We start from the raw sequence: 21,845 nt of genomic DNA, 5'->3' as shown, positions 1-21,845 counted from the left end.
CAAAAGTGCTATATTTTAATTAACATATATTAGTCCTTTTATCAAAACACAGAAATATTTCTCAACGCCGCTTGACATCCCATACCTTCGGGACAAACGCGCAGATAGCGTATCAGCTCAAGCACGCAGCCTTCGCCAGCGCAGCCTTCTTTTTCGCGAAGTGTGATAAACTTAGGGTTTTCAAAAAACTGTAATTCTAATTTGATATATGCTTTCATGGTAATTAAAGAGCCTCCCCCGACCCCTCCAAAGGAGGGGAGTAGATAGAGGAAGGGGAGTTTTTTTAAGTTGATGAGTTTTTTTAGTTGACGAGTTCACAAGGTGACGAGTTAACAAGGTGACAAGTTTTTTAGTTAACGAGTTGACGAGTTGACAAGTTAACGTGTTGACAAGTTCACGAGTTAATACTTCCGCTAATCACTCCCCTTCCCTTTGGGGAGGGGTCGGGGGAGAGGCTTTCGGGGGAGAGGCTTCCTTCTTCTTCCCCCTCCCCCTTTTCTTCCTTAATAAATCTTGCCAACGGTTCTTCGCCCTGCTCCATGAGGTGCTGGCAACGCACAATGAGCATGCGGTCGTAGTTCTTGCGATTTCTGATGTTGTTCATCACTGTGTTGGGCTTGCGCGGTGCACGCAGTCCCAAACGCTCACAAAGTCGGTTGACCGAGGTGGAGAAGTTGAGCACCTGTCCGTGTTCATCGATTGTTAAGCCGTCGTACCACATTATGTGTACCAGCTCTACCAAATCTGACACAGTACCCAACCATCGCACCTCGCCTGCTGCGGGTAACAGCATCAACCTACAAAACGTGTTTTTCATGGCATCCTTTGCCTCTTAGAGTGTAATTTCCATGGTCTTATTATTTTTATTTCGAATTAAACTAATGCAAAGATACAAAGCAAAAAAGCAACATCAGTTCCATTTACAGAGATTAAGTCCGTTAATCCTTAAATAATATTCAAAGTCTACCCTCATCAGCTACTTCGCTCACAAACTTCATGCAGAACTTTGAAGAAAATAACATAATTCGCCCTATTTCAAGAGGTTATCAGTCGTACTCTACTTTCTTTTTGAACTGATATTTCCAAGGTATAGTGAAAGAGTGTGAAGAAATTCACTTTTGTTTGATAATCTCAAAAATTGATGCAAACATATTTTTCTTTTTTTGCGCGCATGAACTTTGTTTATTTCAGAAAAACCGTTAAATTTGTCTCCATATCAACAGAAAACTGCTCCCCCACCACCTTATTTAAGATACTAAGGAGGCAGCTCGTAAAGAAAGCAATATGATAGACGACATTTTAACATTTAACAAACAGTTCGTGGCAGAAAAGCGATACGAAGAGTATATCACATCTGGGCAGCCCAATCGAAAGTTGGCAGTGCTCACCTGCATGGACACCCGTCTCACCGAACTCTTGCCCAAGTCAATGGGATTGAAAAACGGCGATGCCAAGATTATCAAGGTGGCAGGTGGCACCATGATTTCGCACTACGACTCGGTGATGCGGTCGCTCTTGGTGGCGGTGTACGAATTAGGATGCGAGGAAATCATGGTGGTGCATCACTCCGATTGTGGACTGTGCCACATGGAAGCGCACCATTTCGAGGAGCTCATGAGAGAAAAAGGGGTGACAGACGAAGCCTTAGAACAAGCAGCACAGTTTGTCAACCTCGATGAGTTCCTCCACGGCTTCGACGACATCGAAGCGGATGTGCAACGCATGGTCGAGGCTATCAAGCAACATCCGCTCATGCCACGCAACTTTGTCGTGCGGGGATTCATGATAGATTCGCTGACAGGAGAACTCACCGAAGTGGTGTGACAAACAAATTTGCGTAACAATATATAAGCGTGCCACTGCTTGTAAACTGCCGATGCCACCCTTGTTTTGGCATCGGAGGGACAAGTGGTGGCACGCTTTTGTTGTCCTTATTGGATAACAAGACGCAAAATTATCTTATCCGAGATAAACAAAAGAAGAAACAAAGATAGCTAAAATAAAATGAAAGTTTTCCAAAACTTTTTATAACTCATTGATTATTTGGTGATTAACTTTTATTAACTCGTAAAAAGTTTTCCAAAATGATTTTTCAATGAAATAATTATTATCTTTGCAAAGAAATCAACGAGAAAGCAAGCAAGCACAAGATTTTCTGCTTAGGAGCATCATAGAAAGGTAGAGATTCTAGGAAAAACTAGAAATCCTAGGAATCCCCTAGGAAAACCTAGGGAAACCTAGGAAATCCTAGAAAACCTAGAAAAATAGACGCCTAAAAACCTCGTCAACTCGTCAACTCGTCAACTAAAAAACTAAACACATGATTCAAACCATAGTGAAGCGCGACGGACGCATAGTAGGCTTCAACGACCAAAAAATCATGGCTGCCATCCGAAAGGCCATGCTACACACCGAAAAAGGTGAAGACGAACGACTCATACAGCAAATCACCGACCATATCTCAGTGCACGGAAAACCGCAAATGTCGGTAGAGGACATCCAAGACGCTGTAGAAATGGAACTCATGAAGAGTGCGCGCAAAGACGTGGCACAGAAGTACATCGCCTATCGCAACCAGCGCAGCATTGCACGCAAGGCAAAGACACGCGACGTGTTCTTGGACATCGTGAACATCAAGAACAACGACGTGACACGCGAGAACGCCAACATGAACGCTGACACGCCAGCGGGCATGATGATGAAGTTCGCCTCGGAAACCACCAAACCCTTCGTAGACGACTATCTGCTGTCAGAGCAAAGTCGTGAGGCAGTGGCACACAACCTGCTGCACATACACGATAAAGACTACTACCCCACCAAGTCGCTCACCTGCTGCCAACACCCATTGGATCACATCCTGCAACATGGGTTCACCGCAGGGCACGGTTCTTCCAGACCCGCCAAGCGCATCGAGACAGCCGCTGTGCTGGCGTGCATCTCCTTGGAGTGCGCACAAAACGAGATGCACGGTGGACAAGCCATCCCTGCCTTCGACTTCTATCTCGCCCCCTTCGTTCGCTCCTCTTATATAGAAGAGGTGAAAAATCTGGAAAATCTCTATGGTGACAACTTCGAACACCTGTACCAAACCGAGATAGACGACTACATCGACCGCCCACTCAACGGACTGAAAGGTGATGCACGCATCAAGCAACATGCCATCAACCGCACCGTGGCACGCGTACACCAGTCGATGGAAGCCTTCATCCACAACATGAACACCATCCACTCACGTGGAGGAAACCAAGTAGTGTTCTCGTCCATCAACTATGGTACGGACACCTCTGCCGAAGGGCGTTGCGTGATACGCGAATTGCTCAACAGCACCTACCAAGGCGTGGGCAACGGTGAGACTGCCATCTTCCCCATACAGATTTGGAAGAAGAAACGAGGCGTGAGCTATCTGCCCAATGACCGCAACTACGACCTGTACTGTCTGGCATGCAAGGTGACGGCACGGAGATTCTTCCCCAACTTCCTGAACCTTGACGCCACTTTCAACCAACACGAACTATGGCGTGCCGACGACCCCAAGCGATATATGTACGAAATGGCAACCATGGGATGCCGCACCCGTGTGTTTGAAAACAGATACGGCATGAAAACCTGCGTGGGCAGAGGCAACCTATCGTTCTCCACCATCAACATCGTGCGGCTCGCCATTGAGTGCATGGACGTCAAAGACAAAGAGCAACGCATCGCCAAGTTCTTCGCCAAACTGGATGACATGCTGGAAATCACCGCCAAACAACTCGATGACCGTTTCCAGTTCCAAAAGACAGCCTTCGCCAAGCAGTTCCCCTTGCTGATGTCAAAACTATGGGGTGGCTGTGAACAGCTTGAGCCAAACGACACCATTGAGAGCGTCATCAACCAAGGCACCTTGGGCATTGGGTTCATCGGATTGGCAGAATGTCTCGTGGCACTCGTAGGAAAGCACCACGGAGAATCGGAAGAGGCACAAGCGTTGGGTATCAAAATCGTGACCTACATGCGCGACCGCTCCAAAGACTTCTGCGAGCAGTATCAACACAATTACAGCATCCTTGCCACACCTGCCGAAGGACTGGCGGGAAAGTTCACCAAGAAAGACCGCAAGGAGTTTGGCGCACTGCCAGGCATCACCGACCGCGACTACTACACCAACTCTAACCATGTGCCCGTGTACTACAAGTGCAGCGCACGTCACAAGGCTGAGATAGAAGCTCCCTACCACGACCTGACCCGTGGTGGTCACATCTTTTACGTGGAGATAGACGGAGACGCCACGCACAACCCACAAGTCATCATGAACGTGGTAGATATGATGGATCGCTACAACCTGGGCTACGGCAGCGTGAACCACAACCGCAACCGCTGCATGGACTGCGGATACGAGAACGCTGACGCACACCTCGACACCTGTCCTAAGTGCGGCAGTCATCACATCGACCGTCTGCAACGCATCACAGGCTACCTCGTAGGCACTACCGACCGCTGGAACGCTGGCAAGTTAGCAGAGCTCAACGACAGGGTAACGCACGAGTGAAAAAACAGACAGACAGCCTATCCCCCAGCGGCCTCTCCCCCGACCCCTCCCCAAAAGGGAGGGGAGTGGTTAGCGGATTACTTTGAACTTTCAGGTTTGAGGTTTGAACTTTATGATTAGTTGAACTATTAACTAGTCAACTTGTCAACTCGTTAACTCGTCAACTAACAAGCCAGCTATTTACTCCCCTCCCTTTTGGGGAGGGGTCGGGGGAGAGGCTGCCGTTGGAGAGGCTGCTCCGTATATTATGCTATCCATCCTATCCATTCTCGAAGACACCACGGTAGACGGACCGGGCTTTCGCACCACCGTCTACTGTGCAGGATGCCCTAACGCCTGCCCGGGTTGTCATAACCCACAGACATGGGACATCCACAATGGACAATGGATGCAAGTGGAGGACATCATGCGTGTGATAGAAGCCGACCCCTTTGCCAACGTCACCTTCTCGGGAGGTGACCCCATGTTTCAAGCCGAAGGGTTTGCAGAATTAGCACACGCCATAAAGACACGCACCAACAAAAACATCTGGTGCTACACGGGCTTTACCTTTGAAGCACTCATCAAGAATCCGCAACAACGCCAACTGCTCGAACTGGTAGACGTGTTGGTAGACGGTCCGTTTGTGGAAAAGCTCAAAGACCCTGACCTGCTCTTTCGTGGCAGCTCCAACCAACGCCTCATCAACGTGCCACTATCGCTACAGCAAGGCAAGGTGGTGCTGTGGGAGCAAAGAGATGACATGCAGACTTGATAACAAAGATGGCTGGCTCGTACGCCAAGCGGCATCGACCCCATCGGAAAGACTGCTCACCAAGACCATCTGCCCATATACAACCTTCGTGGTGTGAAGGTGGGCACAGGCTGGAAAGCCCTCCAGCATTTGCCAAAGGGTATATATATAATAGGTGGAAAGAAAGTGGCAAGATAAATGCAGGAACGGTGAAGAAAACCTGATACTGCAGATTGACCTTTCTAACATATACCAGCCGATTACCGCAAAATACTTACTTTTAGGTATTGCAAAACTTCTTCACACCTCGTACCTTTGCAGCAAATAAATAAAAGAGTATGATCAAACGAAAGTACCATATTATATATATGGATATACACCCCTCGACTATCGAAGCGCACTGTTCAAGAAAAGAACAGTGCGTTTTTTTTATGAACAAAATAGAACATCGTTCACTATTAACCCTTTACCCTCATCATGCAAACTCTGAAAGATGACATTCGGCAGCGCATCATCGCTACCGCCCGTGCAGAATTTATCGAACATGGCGTACGCTGCACCTCCATCCGCACAGTGGCTCGCAAGTCAGGTGTCGCTGTAGGAAACCTATACAATTACTTTAGCAGCAAGGACGAACTGTTTTGCGAGGTGCTGCGTCCTCTCACCAAGGCATTGAACAAACACATCCTGTCGCACAATGACGAAAAGTTCCTGTCGATAGACGTGTTCAACATGCGGCAACACCAAATAGATTACATCTTTGCCATGCTCGCCATCATCAAAGACTTCCGTCCGGAGCTTCGACTGCTCCTATTCAACTCGGAGGGTACGTCGCTACAAGGATATAAAGACAAGATGGTGGACAGACAGATGAAAGTGGGCATGGAATACCTGCAACTGATGAAAGAACGCTATCCACATCTCAACGCCAACATTTCGCCATTCTTGGTTCACATCACTTGCTCTACATGGATAACCGTTTTCTGCGAGATTGTAGAACACGAAGATTACAGCGACGAGGATATCAAAGTTGCCTTGGAGCAGTACATGGACTTTAGCATGGCAGGTTGGAAAGCATTACTGAAACCATAAAGACTAATTATTAAAAGACGATAATATATGATGAAAACTCTCAAACGTTTAGGAGCTTACATGGGAGGGCGCAAATACTTGCTGCCTTGCTCCGTAGCACTGTCGGCAGTCAACGGACTGCTGTCGCTTGTCCCATTCATACTTTTGTGGCTTGTAGTGCGCACACTACTTATCGCCAAGGGCAACCTCTCAGACACACCCCTTATAGACTATGCCCTGTGGGCTTTTATTATATCGGTGGCAAACGTGTTGCTCTACTTTTTGGCACTGATGCTCTCTCATCTTGCAGCATTCCGTATCGAAACCAACATGAGGCGCAAAGCGATGCAACGGCTAATGCGTGCACCATTGGGCTATCTTGATGAACAAAACACGGGGCGTATGCGCAAAATCATTGATGAGGATTCAGGACAGACCCATACTTTCGTGGCGCACCTGCTACCCGATGTGGCAAGTTGCGTTGTTGCGCCGATAGGTGTTATCGTACTGTTATTCGCTGTGGATTGGCAGTTGGGTACGGCTGCAATGATACCTCTCATTGGTGCGATAGGCATTATGGGATATATGATGAACCCGAAGAACAACCAATTTCAAAGGCTCTACCTTGATGCGCAGGAGAAGATGGGGGCAGAGGCAGTGGAATATGTCAGAGGTATTCCCGTGGTCAAGGTGTTCCAACAGACGGTCTTCTCGTTCAAACGCTTCTACGATAGTATTATCAGCTACCGCGACCTTGTCATCAAGTGTACGCTTGTATGGCGCACGCCAATGTCATTTTATATACTGGCTATCAATGCCTTTGCCTTCATCCTCGTTCCTACTGCTATTATCCTGATAGGACTCGGTGGAGATACAAGCACAATTATTGCCAACGTGATACTTTATGTGGTGATTGCACCGCTCATCGCTTCCAACGTGATGAAAGCCATGTATCTCAGTCAGGACCTGTTCATGGCAAACGAGGCTGTGGAACGATTAGAGCAGCTCACTGATATTGCACCGCTCTCGCAGCATGACGAGCCAAAACGGGCAGAAGCGTATGACATTCGTTTCAACGATGTTTCGTTCCGATATGAGGGAGCGGAGAAAGATGCAGTGAGTCATATCAACCTTACCATTCCCGAAGGAAAGACGGTTGCGCTCGTAGGAGCGTCGGGCAGCGGAAAGACCACGATAGCAAGATTGATACCTCGCTTTTGGGACGTTCGTCATGGCAGCGTTACCATAGGAGGCATAGACGTGAGAGACATGCGCAAGGACGAGCTGATGCGCAACGTGTCGTTCGTCTTCCAAAACACCCGTCTGTTCAAAACTTCGCTCATCGAAAACCTACGTTACGGCAATCCTGATGCAACGACCGATCAGATCAACCGTGCCATCGACCTCTCACAAAGTCGCGAGATTATCGACCGGCTGCCACAGGGATTGGATACCGTTATCGGTGCCGAAGGTACATATCTTTCGGGAGGTGAGCAACAGCGAATTGTCCTTGCCCGTGCCATTCTGAAAGATGCTCCTATCGTGGTGCTCGACGAGGCGACCGCCTTTGCCGACCCCGAAAACGAACAGCTTATTCGTAAGGCACTGGCACATCTCACCCAAGGAAAAACCGTGCTGATGATAGCCCATAGACTTACCACTGTGCAGGATGCCGACAGTATCGTAGTTGTGGACAACGGCGAGATTGTCGAACAGGGAACGCACGAGGAACTATTGAGTGAGGAAAAATATTACCACCGTATGTGGAATGAATATCAACAATCTGTTTCGTGGAAACTATAATCTATTAAAAGTCATAAAGTCATGATTAAATATTTTCAACACCGTTTTGCTCTTACGGAAAAAGGGGCAAAAGACTTGCGGCAAGGCATCGTCTTCTCGACACTGCTCAACCTTGTGCTGATGCTGCCACCCACTTATTTGTTTTTCTTCCTGATGGAGTATCTCGATAACATGTCAATGAATGCTCCTCATACGTTGTGGTTTTATCTCCTCGTGGCAGCAGGGCTTATGGTCGTGATGCTCGTCGTGATTCGTCGGCAATACGACAGCACCTATACCACCGTATATAATGAGAGTGCGCAACGCCGTATCTCCTTAGCCGAGAAACTGCGCCGTTTGCCTCTTGCCTTCTTTGGTGAGCGCAATCTCTCCGACCTCACTGCCACCATTATGGAGGACTGTACACTATTGGAAACAACGTTCTCGCACGCCATTCCCCAACTGTTTGCTTCTGTGGTGAGCATTGTCATTATCGCAGCGGGAATGTTCTGTTACGACTGGCGATTAGCCATCGCTGTGTTTTGGGTAGTGCCATTTGCCTTGGTGGTGCTATTGGTTTCACGAAATCGAATGGACAAGGATTTTACACGTCTCTACCACATCAAGCGTGGCGTGAGCGAACAGATACAGGAAGGACTGGAGTGTGTGCAGGAAATCAAGTCGTACAATGGCGAGAACGAATATAACCAGCGGTTCGACCAGCGATTAAAGACATTGGAAAAAGGACTTGTTGCCGGTGATTTCTTGACAGGTGCGTTTGTCAACATCTCCGCTGTACTGCTTAAACTGGGCATGCCTACCGTCATCGTTGTAGGCGCATGGATGCTACAGCGTGGCGACGTGTCGGTGTTCGTCTATTTGGCGTTCCTCCTTGTTTCGGCAATGGTTTACAACCCTATCCTTGAAGTATGCAGCAACCTCGCTATTCTTGCTTTTCTCGATGTACGCATCAAGCGAATGAAAGAGATGGAGGCAATGCCCATACAGACGGGCGACACCAAGGTGGAAGTTTCAAACTATGACATTGAGTTCCACGACGTCAGCTTTTCCTACGAAACAGATAAGCAGGTGCTTCACAATGTTTCATTCACTGCCCGACAGGGCGAGATAACCGCACTTGTTGGATCATCTGGAGGAGGAAAAAGCACCGCAGCCAAGCTCGCTGCACGTTTTTGGGACATCAATAGCGGAAAGATAACTCTGGGCGGACACGACATCTCGGACATAGAACCAGAGACGTTGCTCAAAAACTATGCCGTAGTGTTTCAAGACGTGATGCTCTTCAATGCCTCTGTTGCCGACAACATACGCATAGGAAAGCGCGATGCCACCGATGAGGAAGTAAGGCATGTGGCACGATTGGCACAGTGCGATGACTTCATCAATCGTATGCCACAAGGCTACGACACGGTGATTGGCGAAAATGGAGAAACCCTTTCGGGTGGGGAGCGGCAGCGTATCTCCATAGCCCGTGCACTCTTAAAAGATGCTCCTGTGATACTCTTAGATGAAGCCACCGCCAGCCTTGATGCCGAGAACGAGACAAAGATTCAGGCTGGTATCTCCGAACTGGTGCGCAACAAGACCGTCATCATCATTGCGCACCGCATGCGCACCGTATTGGGTGCCGACCACATCATAGTACTCTCGGGCGGAACAGTCGTGGAACAGGGCGCACCCGATGAACTAATGGCACACAATGGAACTTTTGCACAAATGGTAAGACTGCAACAAGATACTCCTTCGGCAAACATCTCATCAAAAATAAAAACAGAAACCAAATAAAAAGTAGAAATCATGAAAATCGAAAAAATCAACAACCTTTTCAGGCAGCTGGCGAACTGGATTTTGCGCCATCGGCTTATTGTGGGTGCGCTGTTTGCGGTGGCCATCGCCTTTTCGCTCGTTGGAGCCAAGCGCATCGTGGTAAGAACTTCGTTCGACGACTATTTCTTAAGCGACGACCCTATGCTGCTCAAGACCAACGAGTTCAAGTCTATCTTTGGCAACGACTACTATGTGGCAGTGCTGGTGAAGAACAAGGACATCTTCTCCAAACGCAGTCTCACGCTCATTCGTGAGCTGAGCAACGAACTGAAAGATAGTTTGTCGTACGCCGACAAAGTAACATCGCTCACCGACCTTGAGTTTGCCTCTGGTACGGAAGAAGGTATGACCATAGAGCAGATTGTACCCGAGCAAATTCCATCAGATGCCGCTGGACTGAAAGAAATCAAGCGCAAGGCTTACAGCAAACCCTATCTGGCGAAGAAAATGGTATCGACCGATGGAACAATGACATGGATCATGGTAAAGCTGCGCCCCTTCCCTGCCGATAGTGTGTGGAAGAAGACAAGCGACATGGCTCCCGACATGATTACTGGCAGGGAAGCTGGACATATAATAGGAAAGGAGAAATATGCAGAACTGTCGCCCGCTGCTGCAGGAATGCCTTATCTGAGCTATGAGAAGGTGGTCTATCTCAAGGGCGAAATGGGACGATTGTTCCTCTTCGCATTTATCATCTCTATTGTAGTGATGCTCATTGTAACTCGTTCGCTACGTGGAGTAATAGCACCATTGCTCACCTCTGTCTTAGGACTGCTCATCAGCTTTGGCATCATCGGCTGGACAGGCATCTATATCGACATGACTACCATAATGATAGCCGTCATTCTCACCTTTGCTTGCTCCATTGCCTACAACATCCACCTGTACAACTTCTTCAAGACGCGCTTCGTAGAGACAGGTAGGCGCAGGCAATCCATCATCGATGCAATGGGCGAGACTGGTTGGGGCGTATCGCTCTCAGCACTCACCACCGTGGCTGCCATGATGACTTTCCTTTCCATGAACATCGTACCCATGCAGGCAATTGGTCTCAATACATCAATCTGTCTGCTCGCCATACTGATTACCTGTCTTTTCATGACTCCCTTTCTGTTGTCGTTTGGCAAAGATAGAAAACCAGCCGTCAACATGTCGAAGAGCTTTGAGGGCTATATTGGCAATCGGTTTGAGCAATTTGGAAGTTTTGTCATACGCAATCATCGGGGCATTGTCGCATTGTCGGTGGTGCTGACGATTTTCTGTGGTATCGGGCTCTTCTTCATCGAGCCAGCGTTCGACATTGAGAAGACGATGGGGAGAAAAGTGCCTTACGTCAACAAATTCCTCAACCTTTGCGAAACGGAACTCGGCTCCATGTATGCTTACGATTTGATGATTACGCTGCCGCACGACAACGATGCCAAGAAACCAAAAAATCTACAAAAGCTCGACCAATTGTCAAAAATTGCTGACGGATACAAGCTAACGAAACGTCACAACTCCATCACTGACATCGTGAAAGACATGAATTGCACGCTCAACGGAAACAAACAGCAATTTTACACCATTCCCGACAATGCTGATATGGTGGCACAGTTGCTGTTGCTGTACGAAAACGCCGGAGGAACGGAGTCGGAATACTGGATGGACTACAACTATAAACGGCTAAGACTACAAATAGAACTGAAAGACTACAACTCCAACGAAGCCGAAAAGGAAATGAACGACCTTCAGGCGGAGGCACACCGTCTCTTTCCCGATGCACACGTTTCGGTGGTAGGAAATATTCCACAATTCACCGTCATGCAGCAATATGTGGAGCGAGGACAGATGTGGTCTATGATACTATCGGTACTGGTTATTGGCATTATCCTCGTTCTGATTTTTGGAAACTGGAAAGTGGGACTCGTAGGGATGATACCCAACATTGCCCCTGCCATTATCGTTGGTGGAATGATGGGCTGGCTCGGCTACCCACTCGACATGATGACCGCCTCGCTCATCCCGATGGTCTTGGGCATCGCTGTCGATGACACCATTCATTTCATCAACCACAGTCATGTGGGATACGACAAATATGGCAACTACAAAATAGCCATCAACCGCACCTTTCGCACCGAAGGACTTGCCATTGTGATGTCCACAGTTGTCATCTCGGCTACATTCATGGGATTCGTCTTCTCCGATGCCACACAAATGAGCAACTGGGGCATACTGGCAGTAGCTGGCATGGTATCGGCTTTGTTGGCTGACCTCTTCCTCACCCCTATCCTCATAGACTATCTCCACATCTTCAAGCAAGAAAAAGTAAACATCAACAACACTCAAAATAACAATTAAACTCAAAAGTATGAAAACAAGAAATTTTACATTGCTGCTCATCGCCCTGTTGGCAATTGGTAGCGCACAGGCAGCAGGACTGTCTGGTAGAGATATTATGCAAAAAGTAAAGAACCGACCTGATGGCGACACACGCTACGCTAACGTAGAGATGACACTCATTCAGCGAAGTGGACACAAACGCGTCAGAAAACTCGAATCATGGGCTATGGACGTGGGCAAAGACACAAAGAAAATTATGTTCTTCACTTATCCCGGAGATGTGAAGGGAACAGGATTCCTCACCTGGGACTACGACAATCCACGCAAGGTGGACGACAAGTGGCTCTATCTGCCTGCCATGAAAAAGACGAGACGCATCAGCGGTAAGTCGTCGAAGACCGACTACTTCATGGGTAGCGACTTTACCTACAACGACATGAGTATGCGCAATGTGGACGAGGAAAAACACCAGCTCCTGCGAGAAGAAAACTTAGCCGGACATAGATGCTGGGTGGTACAGTCGATTCCTAACGACAAGGACGAAATCTATACACGTCGAGTAACGTGGATAAGACAGGACTGTTTGATGGCTGTCAAAGCAGAATATTATGACAAACTGAACAAGCTACACCGCCGACTGTCTATCTCCAACATCGACAAAGTACAGGGATTTTGGACGATGCACCTCATGCAAATGGAAAATGTGCAAACGGGGCACAAGACCATCATTCGCATGGACAACCAGCGATTCAACATCAAGGTGGCGCCGAACCTCTTCACCGTTTCCAAATTGGAGAAAGGACTCTGATATGAACCTGATACAACTATCTACTCTCTTGCTTGTGCCGATGTTCTCGGCACAAGCATCAGCCCAAGTAGAAACGCCAACAGCAGCTATTGACAGTCTTGAAACAGTACCCGAAGAGACACTTCAGGAAACGTATGACAAAGACAGCGATGACGCATTACAAGTTCGGGTGAAGGGATTTCTTGACACCTATCACGCACTCCGAACAACGGAGAATACCGACTGGATGGCGTCGAGAACTCGGGCAAGGGGCGAAGTGAGACTCGAAAAAGGAGCGACAGCTCTCTTTGTCTCACTGAACGCTATTTACAACGGAATACTGAAAGAACGCACAGGCATAGAACTGCGTGAGGCGTACCTGTCATATACCAAAGGCAACCTTGACCTGCGTGTGGGACGGCAAATCGTGATATGGGGAGTGGCAGACGCACTGCGCCTTACCGACTGTGTGTCGCCCATCGACTATACCGAATTTCTCGCCCAAGACTATGATGACATACGTATGCCTGTGAATGGCTTACGTGCCAAATACACCTTGGGAGCTATTACAGCAGAAGCGGTGTTCAACCCAGTGACTAACTTCGCTGTGATACCTACCGATCTGCGCAATCCGTGGGCAATGCGGTTTCCGTACACCTCCCTCCCCTATTCCATAGACTTGGAAAGCGGAAAACCAGAAAAGCGGCTGAAGAACATGGAATACGGTGGACGCATCACCGTTAACCTCAGCGGTGTGGATTTCTCTGTGAGTGCCTTGCGCACATGGAACAAACTGCCAGCTCTCCGCATGGGAATGACAACCGACGGAAAGTCACTACACATCGATGCACGCTATCATCGCATGACGATGTTAGGAGCCGACTGTTCGTTACCCATCGGGCAATTCGTCATTCGAGCAGAGGTAGCCAAATACATCAATGAGGCGCAAAATGCTACAATGGGATGCGAAGTGGAATGCCGCAATGCGCTCAATACGCTCATCGGCATTGATTGGTACCCTGGCAACGACTGGAATGCAAGTCTGCAATATTGCCACAAATACACATCGGGCAACCTCGAAAGACTGCCTATCTATCGCCATGCAGGGATAGCCACCGCACGGCTCGCCAAAGAACTACTGCAAAACACGCTAAAACTTTCTACCTTTGCCTACGTTGATGTAACCAACGGTGGCATCTTCAATCGCCTATCCACCACCTATTCACTCAACGACCAAACAGCAATCGCTATCGGATATGACTATTTTCATGCCGACAGAGGAATGTTCAAGATGTATGGCAAAAACAGTGAGGCGTGGGTTAAACTGAAGTACAGCTTTTAACGACAACCACTACTCTGAGAGTAGCAAGCAGGACAAAACTCAAACAATTGTAAGTTGTTATTTTCCCTTATTGATGATATAAATACCAGCGGCTGCCAACAAGCCAGCCACCAAATACTTGAAATGAAACGTCTCGTTGAGACAGAGACAGGAGGTCACGGCGCCCACCACGGGGATGAGCGAGTTATAGATGGCGATCTTTCCCACAGGATTGCAGGTCAGCAACTTGTTGTACAAACCAAAACCCATCGTGCTAATGCCAATGAGCAACACCAAGTACACGCAGCCCAATAGCGTGATGCGTGGCAATGTGCCATTCCACAACAGCCCAGGCACCACCAAGAGCAAGCCGCCAATGGCCAACGCCAGTCCCGTACCAACAAACACGTCGATGCGCTTGCCCAGTCCACGGATAAGTAAGGAGGTAACAGCGCCACAGAGGGCGTTGAGAATAATCATGCCGTCGCCTAACCACGTGAAGTGTCCACTCTCGGCACTCCCCAAATTAAGCGACAGAATACCAGCAAAGCCCACCACACAACCCGTGAGTTTGCGCAGCGTCATGCGGTCGCTCTTAAAGAAAAGACAGGCAAAGATGACCACCGAGAAGACGCTGAGCGAATTGAGAATAGCGGCTCGCGAACCCTCGCTATACGACAGTCCGAAATAGAAAAACGCATAATGCAAGGTGGTGTTCAGAAGGGCAAACAGAAGAATGTACCACGAATCTCTTGCCGAGCGCAATTGAAAATCGCGCCCAGTGAGTTGCGCCATGAGCAAGATGATGACACCCGACAAACTAAACCGAATGCCAGCAAACACCATCTTGCTTCCCGTCATTCCTTGCGTGATGCCAAACTCGGCAAAGCCTAATTTGATGAGCGGATATGCCCAGCCCCATGCCACAGCGGCTGTGAGCGCAAATAGTGAAACCCAAATGGGACGTTGAAAAATACTCTGTGTTGGTGGGTTGCCTCTCATTGTGTGTTCATTCCTCCATTTTTTGATGCTTCATATTTCCACACCACCCACGCATTGCACAGGTGGAATTAAGTTTCGCATCAATAATTAGACTGTAAAGGTACGATTTTTTTCTTAAACACAGACATCTCACCAACGCCTCTATTTCTTGAAGCGAGCAAAAGCAACGTAAGTTTTTGGCAAAGAACACGATTCTTTCATTGAAAAGCAATATTGTAGGACAACGAATGCCACAATGAAGCGAATCAAGGCAACAAGACAAAAAATGCTAACGCTCTGCGAATGAAACAAATCTTTCGACAGCAACTTTTGTGCGTCTTTGTCAAATTTGTTTCATTTGCGGAACGTTAGCGTTCATTCATTCCGAAGATCGGATGCGTTTATTAGTTCAAGCAGTTATTCAAAAAAAATTACTTGGAAGTCTCTTTCATTGGGCGTACGGGCATACCATTTAATGGCACATCCCGTCCGTCATCGTACTTGTTCATATTCCACCTGAGTGTAGAACGTTTCCAGTGGTTAACGCCACTTCCTTTTTGATATCCGTCATACGAACCGTAGCGAGTTTCAGTAAATTCTATGATACCACGCAAATTGTTACTTCCCCATAGGATACCAACGTGTGGCAAATAGAGTTTTCGTCCATTAAAATCATATTCCCATGCATTCAGCGCATTTTGTTTCACACCTCTCGTTGATAGATACTTGAGTATGTCTGCAGAGGGCAAATGGTAACCTGCAGGACAAGGGTCGTACACGGTTTTCTCTTTGTCCCAATACATATCTATTGTCGTATTTGTTGGATCTTTAGGCTGTATCAAGAAGTCGTTTTCGTTGGTCGCCCCAAAACCTCCACCATAATATAATGTGGACGGATTCTGTATAGTGACACCGTAACAGATGATGACAGTACCATAGTCATTGCCGTCTGTTTTCTTTACGCGTTGCTCAAAACGCTTGCACTCACCCATATTATAGGCGGTATTAAATCTATCACGTTTACAAGTGTTCTCAAGCGAGAAGGGATCTTTTCTGAAAGTCTGATACTCGGGACATATGCCTTTCATCTCAGTGTAGTTTGGACGTCGCATGAAGGTGGTTGTGATTTCTTTTCCGCTATCCTTCTGCTTAAAGGTCACAGTAACACTTTTTTCTGGTTTCCCCTTCCAATTCAATAGTTTCCAACCGAGGTTTTGTGACAAGATTGTTTCGTTGTTCAGGTCAAAATCTTGCAGTCGTCTTTTGTCCGTGAACCACAAGTGCCATGACCACATTACCTTACCAGCCTTGTTCTTCACTGCAATGACGGCATTACTGTTCTTTATCTTGTCTGTCACTCTGAACGTGAGGTATTTTCCACCATCGGTTACTTGGAAGTCATTGGCAATATTTCCAGGTGTATTGAAGTCACCATCCCACCAAAGTATGGCGCCAGAAGCTGGTGCGTATTCTACATCCCCATTACCTTTGCCGTTGTCCTTTATCCATGCTGTTTTGATGTAGTCACGGTCTTTGTAGATTTCTACTGCACCATCACCATAGATGCTTTTATCATAATTGTTTTCTCTGTCGTACACGTGGGTAGGGAAATAGTCACCGCCTTTGTATGCAATAGCATTTTCGTTTCCATTTTTCAGCGCATTGCCATATACCAAAGGTATTTTGTACCATCCAGGACCATCAATAATATAACAGTTAGCAGACGACATCTTATTGTCTGTTCCGTTTTCGCCAGCCAAGTTGTACGGTTTGTTTTGGTCGATTTTCTTTTTCTGCAAGTATTTGTTCATGCCGTTATCACCATCGAGTAAGTCCTCAATAGCAATCTTGTCTTTTATGAACTTAGCTTTGATTTGTGAGGGCGTCACTGAACCATTACCATTTTTGGCAATCTCAAACCATTCGGGGCTGGTGGTAGTCTTCTTGCCATCGTACTCGTACTCTTTGACCTCCCAGCTGCAATTACGCTGGAACACTCCTTTCTGTGTATTGTTCAAAGCCTTGCAACTCGTCAGGTTGAATGCCACCTCGTCTTGCTCATTGGCAACAACTGGTGCGCTGACGTCTTTAGTAAAGATGTAGTTGTTTACACTATTTCCGCCATCCAACGTGTACGTGATGGTGTGACCAGCCTGCCAGTTAGGTTTATCAACAGTGAATGCCAACTCGCTGTGTTGGTTGTTACTGTTCGTAAACTTGAGCTTAAACGTTACCTTTCCTTCTGTTCTCGGCATGACGAAAAACGTGAGATTGTCTCGCTTGCCGCTCGTTTTATTACCTGTCAGTACAGTATTGGCAGCAGTAATATCGTCCACATTGATGGCGTTCTTGAGTTTCAGTCCGTAGGTAGTAGTACCTGCTTTTTTGTCCCATGCAAAAGATTTCACACCATTGGCATCAACGCTCACCGTGCAGGTAGCTGCATTGCCACGGTCATCAATCATCCTAATCCCTGTGAGCTTTTGTCCTACTGGCAGATTGTTGCCAATGGCAAAGTTGATAGCAGTAAGGGCATGCTTGAGTACAAGCGTGGGGTGCGGATCTTGTCCTCGCTGGTACAACTGTTGAACAAATCCCATCATGACATCCGTCTGTTCGATACAACTATTTTTTGCTGCGTAATCAAACATAAAGGTGTTGCCATTTCGTTTGAAGTTTGAAACAGGGCTATTGGCAGTACCTTTGGCTGGATACATTCCTGCCATCTGTGCGAAAGGCGTGTTGGAGTCCCATTGCTTGGCAGTGCCATTTACCAGCACACGTGATAATCCACCCTGGTTAAGGGCAACCGTACCTGTAAAGTTGTTTGCACCAGCCTCTGCATCGAAAGAGCTTTTGCGCATGTAGCCATAGACATCAATGTTAGTGTTCTTGTCCAAATCAGTGATGGCATCAATCATCGTACCGCGCGTCGTCTGTTCGGTTTGTACATTATCGCTCACATAATTATAGTTGGCTTCCACAATCCTTATTTGCTTTCCTGCCAACGAACTGCTCATCGTTCTTGTGATGCTCACATTGGCATCTACCTCGTTAGGTGTGGTCTGACAATTCAGATAAATATTGCCATTAGGCGTTTCGTTTCCGTTGTTATCATTGGTCACATCGGTACATGACGTATGAAGTAGCATCGTACTGAGTGCAATGAACGAAAGTGCTATTGATGCGTTTTTTTTCATGTTTCTCATTGTTTCTGTTTTTTTAAATAATGTGATTTACTCCAGTGATCCATCTTTTAGTCCCATGGATCTGTTTTGTCAGTCCAAATAAACGGATCTGTGTTATCTAACTTTTTATCATCGTCCTCAACCCATTCCTCAGTTTTGGTCGTGGGTTTAATTTCAGGACTTGCAGCCATTAACTCATTACTATCGTCTAATATATAGACATGACAGTTGGGAGACACGTACATTTTTTTGTCGGATATTTTCATATAATTTCGATTTATAATGTTATAAAATTCAGTGTTTACCTTATGGTCGAAAAACAAATAAAACAAGGGAAGTAGAAGATTGTTTTTCTACAAAGGAGAAATACAGCAATTTGCTGTATTGTCGAAAATAAAAGAAAAGACTTCCGAAAAATCTGCAGAAGTACGCATAAACAGAAAACAAAGAATGCCAATTTTTAGCACTCCCGTCAAATGACGATAATTGCGCCCATAAGGGGGGGGGGGTAATTTTTCATTGTTATTATGCAAATATTTTATGTTAAAAATTCGAAATAGAATATTTCTTTTATATCTTCTGCTCCAGAATCACGTTGAGTGTTTTTGAATATCATAGATATTTTGTTCTATTCTTTTCCACAAAGGTAAACAAAAAATTGGATACTCGCAATAGTTTTGTTGATTTATTTTTTAGATTAGCACAAACTTTTTACGGAATAATTATCTAAAAATAGCATTTTTATAACGAAGAAATATGAATAAAATAAAACAATTTTAGCAACAAAACTGTCATGAAAGTACTCCACTTTAACCCGAAAACAGAAAGCCAAAAGTGCTGAAACAAAGGAAGTTCAAAGTCTCAAACAGGATTGAATGTAGAACGTGACCTATCACAGCCCTACGTTAATTACATTTTTCCGTCATTGATTACATTTTTTTATCAAATTACAGGATAAAAAGTGTTGCACAAATCAAATTATTGAGGAATTATTTACGCAAAGTACGGAGCAATTCTTAAATAATTTGGGAGTTTACATGTGAACAAAGCCAAGCGAAGCCCCAACAAGATGTATGGTCCAAGATATTGTGCAGCAAGCTATGTTATGAGCAAAGGCAGGGCGAAGCTGCAAATAATTTTGAGAGTTTACATTTGAGCAAAAACGGGGCGAAGCCCCAACAGGTGTATATCACTGGATATTGTGTGCAGCAGATGTTACAAGCAAGGACGGGGCGAAGCCCCAACAGGAATACAGCCCAGAGCAACGCTCTGGGTATGGATGTAAAAACAAACTGGCGCGCTGTAAGCGCAAAAGGAAAAAAGAATCGATACCCATACAACAACAAAATTGTTTGCAGTCGGCACACTTTCTCCTTCCTTTTGCTCTTTCAGAGCGCAAAATAGATGGTCAACTGTACCCAGAGCGNTGCTCTGGGCTANATTCTTTTTGGGCTTTCAGCCCGTCTTTGCTGATATGGAATAGTCCGTACTTGCTAATATACAATCATCCGTATTTATTGAAATGCAATGAACACGACTGAAGATAATACCAGCAACGTGGCATTGTGCAACAGCGACGATAATGGGCAAAGGCGGGGCGAAGCCCCAAACAAGATGTATAGCCCAAGATTGTGTGCAGCAGATGTTACGAGCAAAGACGGGGCGAAGCCCCAACAGGAATACAGCCCAGAGCAACGCTCTGGGTAAAGATGTATAAACAAACTGGCGCGCTGTAAGCGCAAAAGGAAGAAAGAATCCATACCCATACATCAACAAAATTGTTTGCAGTCGGCACAATTTTTCCTTCCTTTTGCTCTTTCAGAGCGCAAAATAGATAGTCAACTGTACCCAGAGCGTTGCTCTGGGCTAAGTTCTTTTTGGGCTTTCAGCCCGTCTTTGCTAAAATGCAATAGCCCGTATTTGTTGAAATGCAATGAACACGATTGAAGATAATACCAGCGACAAGGCATTGTGCAACAGCGACGATAATGGGCAAGGACGGGGCGAAGCCGTAACAGGAACGTAGTCCAAGATATTGTGCAGCAGATGTTACGAGCAAAGACGGGGCGAAACTGCAAATAATTTTGGGAGTTTACATTTGAGCAAGGACGGGGCGAAGCCCCAATAGGAATATAGCCCAAGATATTGTGCAGCAGATGTTACAAGCAAAGACGGGGCGAACCTGCAAATAATTTGGAGTTTATATTTGGGACAAGGACGGGGCGAAGCCCCAACAGGAATATAGCCCAGAGCAACGCTCTGGGTATGGATGTATAAACAAACTGGCGCGCTGTAAGCGCAAAAGGAAAAAAGAACCCATACCCATACATCAACAAAATTGTTTGCAGTCGGCACACTTTCTCCTTCCTTTTGTTCTTTCAGAACGCAAAAAGAGTCAGCAAGCGATGACTTAACAGCCTGAACCGTCAATATTGCAGGCAGGTGCATCTGACGCATTGCTCGAAAGTCCTGCCTCTTCGGGACGGAGCGTAACGGTGCCATCCTCCAAAACAAAACATGGAATGCCTGCCGCTCCACTGCGTTTCGCATCATCAAAAACGGGATTGGTGTCGCGCAAATGCAAGAATTGTTTTAACAACGATACATGTTCGCCAATGTCTATTACTTGGTAACGACTGTCGCCCGCTACCTGACGGTCTACTGCCACACAATCGGGGCAGGACTTCATTCCGTAAATTTTAATCATGAGGTGAGTTGATGAGTTTGTAAGTTAATGAGTTTTTGAGTTTTTAAGTTCGTGAGTTGGTGAGTTTGTGAGTTTTTAAGTTAATGAGTTTTTAAGTTCGTAAGCTAATAAGTTAATAAGTTCCAACCTAATGTTTGCAAATCTTGGTCTCATCTACCGTAAATTGATTGGAAGATGCGGGCATGAACTTTCCACGAGCTTCGAGAAAGTCAACTAATTGTGCGGCTGTCATGCCTTCTGCCGAACAGGTGTGAAAACGTTCCGCTTCGCCAAACTTGTTGATAATTGCCTTTACCAACGCTTCTTTACTTTCNTATGTGTTGCCTGCCATCATGTGCAGGACTTCATGTCCATGAGCCATAGTGAGTTTTGAGTTTATGAGTTTGTGAGTTAATGAGTTTTGAGTTGATAATCCTTTTAAGTTGAAAACATCTATACCACATCTGGTACACCTTCTAAAAAAGGCAAAAAGGTGTCGCCTATCATAGAGACGCCACCCTTTCATATCTAAAAACTTTCGAGCCTCTTGTCGGATTCGAACCAACGACCCCGAGATTACAAATCACGTGCTCTG

At 46.4% G+C, this 21,845-nt stretch carries 18 protein-coding genes; 11 read left to right on the top strand and 7 right to left on the bottom strand.

Annotated features, from left to right (window positions below):
* Positions 1-41 precede the first annotated feature (41 nt).
* Both HMPREF9304_RS14600 and HMPREF9304_RS12955 read right to left on the bottom strand, forming a co-directional pair.
* A complete protein-coding gene (locus HMPREF9304_RS14600; protein WP_156104829.1) occupies positions 42-218 on the bottom strand; it encodes a hypothetical protein in 177 nt (58 codons plus the stop codon).
* A gap of 176 nt (positions 219-394) precedes the next feature.
* A complete protein-coding gene (locus HMPREF9304_RS12955) occupies positions 395-817 on the bottom strand; it encodes a hypothetical protein (protein ID WP_156104828.1) in 423 nt (140 codons plus the stop codon).
* Positions 818-1,284: 467 nt separating this feature from the next.
* Here HMPREF9304_RS12955 and HMPREF9304_RS12950 point away from each other — a divergent pair, with 467 nt between their 5' ends.
* The 10 genes from HMPREF9304_RS12950 (at position 1,285) to HMPREF9304_RS12910 (ending at position 14,416) form a co-directional block, all read left to right on the top strand.
* The gene (locus tag HMPREF9304_RS12950; RefSeq protein ID WP_036929899.1) at positions 1,285-1,824 is read left to right on the top strand and encodes a beta-class carbonic anhydrase; all 540 of its coding nucleotides are present in this window, start codon (positions 1,285-1,287) and stop codon (positions 1,822-1,824) included.
* Positions 1,825-2,320: 496 nt separating this feature from the next.
* Positions 2,321-4,528 (top strand): anaerobic ribonucleoside triphosphate reductase, encoded by a 2,208-nt coding sequence (locus HMPREF9304_RS12945; protein WP_036929898.1) that lies wholly within the window; start codon positions 2,321-2,323, stop codon positions 4,526-4,528.
* A gap of 247 nt (positions 4,529-4,775) precedes the next feature.
* Positions 4,776-5,282, top strand: a complete 507-nt coding sequence (gene nrdG / locus HMPREF9304_RS12940; RefSeq protein ID WP_036929896.1) for an anaerobic ribonucleoside-triphosphate reductase activating protein — start codon at positions 4,776-4,778, stop codon at positions 5,280-5,282.
* 8 nt (positions 5,283-5,290) lie between these two features.
* Positions 5,291-5,485, top strand: a complete 195-nt coding sequence (locus tag HMPREF9304_RS14595; protein ID WP_156104827.1) for a hypothetical protein — start codon at positions 5,291-5,293, stop codon at positions 5,483-5,485.
* 253 nt (positions 5,486-5,738) lie between these two features.
* Positions 5,739-6,353, top strand: a complete 615-nt coding sequence (locus tag HMPREF9304_RS12935) for a TetR/AcrR family transcriptional regulator (RefSeq protein WP_036929895.1) — start codon at positions 5,739-5,741, stop codon at positions 6,351-6,353.
* A 27-nt stretch (positions 6,354-6,380) separates the two neighbouring features.
* Positions 6,381-8,135, top strand: a complete 1,755-nt coding sequence (locus HMPREF9304_RS12930) for an ABC transporter ATP-binding protein (protein WP_036929894.1) — start codon at positions 6,381-6,383, stop codon at positions 8,133-8,135.
* Between the two features lie 21 nt (positions 8,136-8,156).
* Positions 8,157-9,920 carry an ABC transporter ATP-binding protein gene (locus tag HMPREF9304_RS12925; RefSeq protein ID WP_036929893.1) on the top strand — a complete coding sequence of 588 codons (1,764 nt, stop codon included), beginning with the start codon at positions 8,157-8,159 and terminating at the stop codon, positions 9,918-9,920.
* Between the two features lie 12 nt (positions 9,921-9,932).
* Entirely contained in the window at positions 9,933-12,305 is a 2,373-nt protein-coding gene (locus tag HMPREF9304_RS12920) for an efflux RND transporter permease subunit (protein ID WP_036929892.1), read from the top strand.
* Between the two features lie 10 nt (positions 12,306-12,315).
* Positions 12,316-13,095, top strand: a complete 780-nt coding sequence (locus HMPREF9304_RS12915) for an outer membrane lipoprotein-sorting protein (protein WP_036929890.1) — start codon at positions 12,316-12,318, stop codon at positions 13,093-13,095.
* A 1-nt stretch (position 13,096) separates the two neighbouring features.
* Complete coding sequence (locus HMPREF9304_RS12910; protein ID WP_036929888.1) at positions 13,097-14,416, top strand: DUF1302 family protein; 1,320 nt, start codon at positions 13,097-13,099, stop codon at positions 14,414-14,416.
* A gap of 57 nt (positions 14,417-14,473) precedes the next feature.
* Here the strand turns inward: HMPREF9304_RS12910 and HMPREF9304_RS12905 are convergent, their stop codons facing one another.
* The 3 genes from HMPREF9304_RS12905 to HMPREF9304_RS12895 all read right to left on the bottom strand — a co-directional run bounded on the left by HMPREF9304_RS12905 (position 14,474) and on the right by HMPREF9304_RS12895 (position 18,830).
* Positions 14,474-15,397: a DMT family transporter gene (locus tag HMPREF9304_RS12905; RefSeq protein ID WP_036929886.1), complete on the bottom strand. Its 924-nt coding sequence runs from the start codon at positions 15,395-15,397 to the stop codon at positions 14,474-14,476.
* Between the two features lie 410 nt (positions 15,398-15,807).
* Complete coding sequence (locus HMPREF9304_RS12900; protein WP_036929885.1) at positions 15,808-18,585, bottom strand: hypothetical protein; 2,778 nt, start codon at positions 18,583-18,585, stop codon at positions 15,808-15,810.
* Between the two features lie 47 nt (positions 18,586-18,632).
* Positions 18,633-18,830, bottom strand: coding sequence for a hypothetical protein (locus tag HMPREF9304_RS12895; RefSeq protein WP_156104826.1), 198 nt, complete (start codon positions 18,828-18,830; stop codon positions 18,633-18,635).
* A gap of 1,261 nt (positions 18,831-20,091) precedes the next feature.
* Here HMPREF9304_RS12895 and HMPREF9304_RS12890 point away from each other — a divergent pair.
* Positions 20,092-20,271 carry a hypothetical protein gene (locus HMPREF9304_RS12890; protein WP_036929883.1) on the top strand — a complete coding sequence of 60 codons (180 nt, stop codon included), beginning with the start codon at positions 20,092-20,094 and terminating at the stop codon, positions 20,269-20,271.
* A gap of 703 nt (positions 20,272-20,974) precedes the next feature.
* Here HMPREF9304_RS12890 and HMPREF9304_RS12885 read toward each other — a convergent pair.
* Both HMPREF9304_RS12885 and HMPREF9304_RS12880 read right to left on the bottom strand, forming a co-directional pair.
* Positions 20,975-21,271, bottom strand: coding sequence for a glutaredoxin (locus HMPREF9304_RS12885; RefSeq protein WP_036929882.1), 297 nt, complete (start codon positions 21,269-21,271; stop codon positions 20,975-20,977).
* 127 nt (positions 21,272-21,398) lie between these two features.
* Positions 21,399-21,632, bottom strand: a complete 234-nt coding sequence (locus HMPREF9304_RS12880) for a YecH family metal-binding protein (RefSeq protein ID WP_036929880.1) — start codon at positions 21,630-21,632, stop codon at positions 21,399-21,401.
* Positions 21,633-21,845: the final 213 nt, after the last annotated feature.

This window comes from Hoylesella timonensis S9-PR14, from assembly GCF_000762405.1.
GTDB classification, from domain to species: domain Bacteria; phylum Bacteroidota; class Bacteroidia; order Bacteroidales; family Bacteroidaceae; genus Prevotella; species Prevotella timonensis_A.
This window is presented reverse-complemented; position numbering and strand designations above follow the sequence as displayed.

Coding starts and splice junctions, on each gene's coding strand:
- HMPREF9304_RS14600 (WP_156104829.1), bottom strand. CDS start 218: ATGAAAGCATATATCAAATTAGAATTACAGTTTTTTGAAAACCCTAAG.
- HMPREF9304_RS12955 (WP_156104828.1), bottom strand. CDS start 817: ATGAAAAACACGTTTTGTAGGTTGATGCTGTTACCCGCAGCAGGCGAG.
- HMPREF9304_RS12950 (WP_036929899.1), top strand. CDS start 1,285: ATGATAGACGACATTTTAACATTTAACAAACAGTTCGTGGCAGAAAAG.
- HMPREF9304_RS12945 (WP_036929898.1), top strand. CDS start 2,321: ATGATTCAAACCATAGTGAAGCGCGACGGACGCATAGTAGGCTTCAAC.
- nrdG (WP_036929896.1), top strand. CDS start 4,776: ATGCTATCCATCCTATCCATTCTCGAAGACACCACGGTAGACGGACCG.
- HMPREF9304_RS14595 (WP_156104827.1), top strand. CDS start 5,291: ATGGCTGGCTCGTACGCCAAGCGGCATCGACCCCATCGGAAAGACTGC.
- HMPREF9304_RS12935 (WP_036929895.1), top strand. CDS start 5,739: ATGCAAACTCTGAAAGATGACATTCGGCAGCGCATCATCGCTACCGCC.
- HMPREF9304_RS12930 (WP_036929894.1), top strand. CDS start 6,381: ATGATGAAAACTCTCAAACGTTTAGGAGCTTACATGGGAGGGCGCAAA.
- HMPREF9304_RS12925 (WP_036929893.1), top strand. CDS start 8,157: ATGATTAAATATTTTCAACACCGTTTTGCTCTTACGGAAAAAGGGGCA.
- HMPREF9304_RS12920 (WP_036929892.1), top strand. CDS start 9,933: ATGAAAATCGAAAAAATCAACAACCTTTTCAGGCAGCTGGCGAACTGG.
- HMPREF9304_RS12915 (WP_036929890.1), top strand. CDS start 12,316: ATGAAAACAAGAAATTTTACATTGCTGCTCATCGCCCTGTTGGCAATT.
- HMPREF9304_RS12910 (WP_036929888.1), top strand. CDS start 13,097: ATGAACCTGATACAACTATCTACTCTCTTGCTTGTGCCGATGTTCTCG.
- HMPREF9304_RS12905 (WP_036929886.1), bottom strand. CDS start 15,397: ATGAGAGGCAACCCACCAACACAGAGTATTTTTCAACGTCCCATTTGG.
- HMPREF9304_RS12900 (WP_036929885.1), bottom strand. CDS start 18,585: ATGAGAAACATGAAAAAAAACGCATCAATAGCACTTTCGTTCATTGCA.
- HMPREF9304_RS12895 (WP_156104826.1), bottom strand. CDS start 18,830: ATGAAAATATCCGACAAAAAAATGTACGTGTCTCCCAACTGTCATGTC.
- HMPREF9304_RS12890 (WP_036929883.1), top strand. CDS start 20,092: ATGAACACGACTGAAGATAATACCAGCAACGTGGCATTGTGCAACAGC.
- HMPREF9304_RS12885 (WP_036929882.1), bottom strand. CDS start 21,271: ATGATTAAAATTTACGGAATGAAGTCCTGCCCCGATTGTGTGGCAGTA.